Here is a 3,005-nt window from a genome sequence, read left to right as displayed (position 1 = left end):
CTTGCCGCCGATGGCACATCCCTTGCTTGATGGTTTCGTCGAGCAGGGACGTGCCGGAGGGATGGTGCAGGCATTCGACGAGATGGGCGGGGATCCGGTCCGGTCCCCCTATGCGGCCCTGGCGGATTGGCTGGCGGCGACGCCGGCCTCGGTCTTCGATCTTAAGCGCCGGGAGGCGGCGGCGCTGTTCCGCCGCATCGGCATCACCTTCGCGGTCTATGGCGAGGGCGGCGACCCGGAGCGGCTGATCCCCTTCGACATCATGCCCCGGGTGCTCGACGCCGCCGAATGGCGGCAGCTCGAGCAGGGGCTGGTGCAGCGGGTGAAGGCGCTCAACGCCTTCCTCTACGACGTCTATCACGGGCAGGAGATCCTGCGCGCCGGCCAGGTGCCGGAGCGGCTGGTGCTGCACAACCCCGGCTACCTGCCGGAGATGCAGGGGCTGGAGCCGCCGGGCGGCATCTACACCCATATCGCCGGCATCGACATCGTCCGCGTCGGCCCTAGCGACTTCTATGTGCTGGAGGACAATGCCCGCACCCCATCCGGCGTGTCCTACATGCTGGAAGGCCGCGAGATGATGATGCGGCTGTTCCCGGACCTGTTCGCCCGGCACAGCGTGGCGCCGGTGGAGCACTACCCGCAGGAGCTGCTGGCGACGTTGAAATCGGTGGCGCCGCGCAACTGCGAGGGCGAGCCGACGGTCGCCCTGCTGACCCCCGGCATCTACAACAGCGCCTATTTCGAGCACAGCTTCCTGGCCGACCGCATGGGCATCGAGCTGGTCGAGGGGCCGGACCTGTTCGTGCGCGACGCCGTGGTCTACATGCGCACCACCCGCGGGCCGAAGCGGGTGGACGTGATCTATCGCCGGATCGACGACGACTTCATCGACCCGCTGGTGTTCAACCCGGATTCGGTGCTGGGCGTCCCCGGCCTGTACCACGCCTATCGCGCCGGCAACGTTGCCCTGGCCAACGCCATGGGCACCGGCATCGCCGACAACAAAGCGATGTACATCCATGTCCCGGCGATGATCCGCTTCTATCTCGGCGAGGAGCCGATCCTGAAGAACGTCCCGACCTGGGACTGCTCGAAGCCCGACGAATGCGCCCATGTCCTGGCCAACCTGGAGGAGCTGGTGGTCAAGGAGGTGGCGGGGTCGGGCGGCTACGGCATGCTGGTCGGGCCGACCGCCAGCCGGGCCGAGCGCGAGGCCTATGCCGAGCGGGTCAAGGCCCAGCCCGACCTGTTCATCGCCCAGCCGACCCTGGCGCTGTCGACCTGCCCGACCTTCGTCGACCAGGGCGTGGCGCCGCGCCATGTCGATCTGCGCCCCTTCGTCCTGACCGGCCAGGACCAGGTCCGGATCGTGCCGGGTGGGCTGACCCGGGTGGCGCTGCGCGAAGGCTCGCTGGTGGTCAACTCGAGCCAGGGGGGCGGCACCAAGGACACCTGGGTGCTGACGGCATGACGGCGCGGGGACTCAAGATGGGACGATCGGGATGCTGAGCCGCACCGCCGACAGCCTCTACTGGCTCGGCCGCTACATCGAGCGCGCCGAGAACCTGGCCCGCATCCTGGAGGTGGCCGACCGCATGGCGCTGACGCCGAACAGCGGCGGCGCGCGGCAGGACGAATGGCACTCCGCCGTCGTCATCTCCGGCTGCCAGGAAGGCTTCTACAAGAAGCACGATGCGGCGACGCCGGCCACGGTGGTCGACTACATCGCCCGCGACCCCGACAACCCGACCAGCATCCGCTCCTGCCTGCAGCGGGCGCGGACCAACGGGCGGGCGGTGCGCGCGGCGCTGACCCGGCCGATGTGGGAGACGCTGAACGCCACCTGGCTCGACCTCGATTCTCGCGAGGGGCGGATCGCCGGCGGCGACCTGCGCGACCTGCTGGAATGGGTGAAGGAGCGGGCGCTGCTGTTCCATGGCGCGGTCGCCGACACCATGCTGCGCGACGATGCCCATATCTTCCTGCAGCTCGGCACCATGCTGGAGCGCGGCGACAACACCGCCCGGCTGCTGGACGTGAAATACCATGTGCTGCTGCCGGCCAACGAGGAGGTCGGCGGTGGCCTCGACTTCTACCAATGGGCGGCGATCCTGCGCGGCGCCTCTGCGCTCGGCAGCTACTCCTATCTTTACCGCGACGGCATCAAGCCGTGGCAGGTGGCGGAGCTGCTGATCCTACGGCCAGAGATGCCGCGGTCGCTGGCCGGCTGCCTCGGCGAGATGGTCGAGTTGTTGGGTGAACTGGCCGACCTGTACGGTCGCAAGCATGAATGCCAGCGGCTGGCGGGGGAGATGCATTCGCGCTTGCGCTATGGCCGGATCGACACGATCTTCTCGACCGGATTGCACGAATACCTGACCGCGTTCATCCAGCAGAACAACATCCTCGGCCTCGAGGTCAGCAAGGCCTATCTGATCTGATCCGACCCGGCCCATGCGCCTCCTGATCCGCCACGAGACCCGCTACCGCTACGACAGCCCGGCCAGCCGTACCCTGCAGACCCTGCGCCTGACGCCCCGGTCGCATGACGGACAGGAGGTGCTGCGCTGGCGGGTGGTGCCGCCGGCCGGGGCCACCCTGGCCGCGGGCGAGGACGGCTACGGCAACATCATCGACATGCTGTCGCTGGAGCGGCCGCATGATGCGCTGACCCTGCTGGTCGAGGGCGAGGTCGAGACCCGCGACACCAACGGCGTCGTCACCGGGGCGGAGGAGCGGTTCCCGGCCGCCTTCTATCTGCGCCCCTCGCCGCTGGCCGGCGCGGATTTGGCCCTGATCGCGCTGGCCGAGGAGGCGGTTGTCGCCGGCGGCCGCGAGCCGCTGGCCCTGGCCCATGCGCTGATGCTGGCGGTGCATGACCGCATCGCCTTCCAGCCCGGCCTGACCCACGCCGCCACCACCGCGGCCGAGGCTTTGGCCGCCGGCATCGGTGTATGCCAGGACCACACCCATGTGTTCCTGGCCTGCGACCGGCATCACGG

Annotated in this window: 3 protein-coding genes; all 3 read left to right on the top strand. The window is 69.1% G+C overall.

What is annotated here, in order from left to right; all coding sequences use genetic code 11:
* Window positions 1–61: 61 nt before the first annotated feature.
* A complete protein-coding gene (locus tag ABDW35_RS34980; protein ID WP_343718451.1) occupies window positions 62–1,474 on the top strand; it encodes a circularly permuted type 2 ATP-grasp protein in 1,413 nt (470 codons plus the stop codon).
* A 31-nt stretch (window positions 1,475–1,505) separates the two neighbouring features.
* A complete protein-coding gene (locus tag ABDW35_RS34975) occupies window positions 1,506–2,444 on the top strand; it encodes an alpha-E domain-containing protein (protein WP_343718450.1) in 939 nt (312 codons plus the stop codon).
* 13 nt (window positions 2,445–2,457) lie between these two features.
* On the top strand, window positions 2,458–3,005 hold a 548-nt coding region (locus ABDW35_RS34970; RefSeq protein WP_343718449.1), incomplete at its 3' end, for a transglutaminase N-terminal domain-containing protein.

Source organism: Inquilinus sp. (assembly GCF_039594555.1).
In the GTDB taxonomy this organism is placed as follows: Bacteria; Pseudomonadota; Alphaproteobacteria; order DSM-16000; family Inquilinaceae; genus Inquilinus.
The sequence above is the reverse complement of the archived record's forward strand: the minus strand, read 5'-3'. Positions and strand labels throughout refer to the sequence as shown.

Bases quoted from the DNA above. Each gene is read 5' to 3' on its own strand.
- ABDW35_RS34980 (WP_343718451.1), top strand. From the start codon at position 62: ATGGTGCAGGCATTCGACGAGATGGGCGGGGATCCGGTCCGGTCCCCC.
- ABDW35_RS34975 (WP_343718450.1), top strand. From the start codon at position 1,506: ATGCTGAGCCGCACCGCCGACAGCCTCTACTGGCTCGGCCGCTACATC.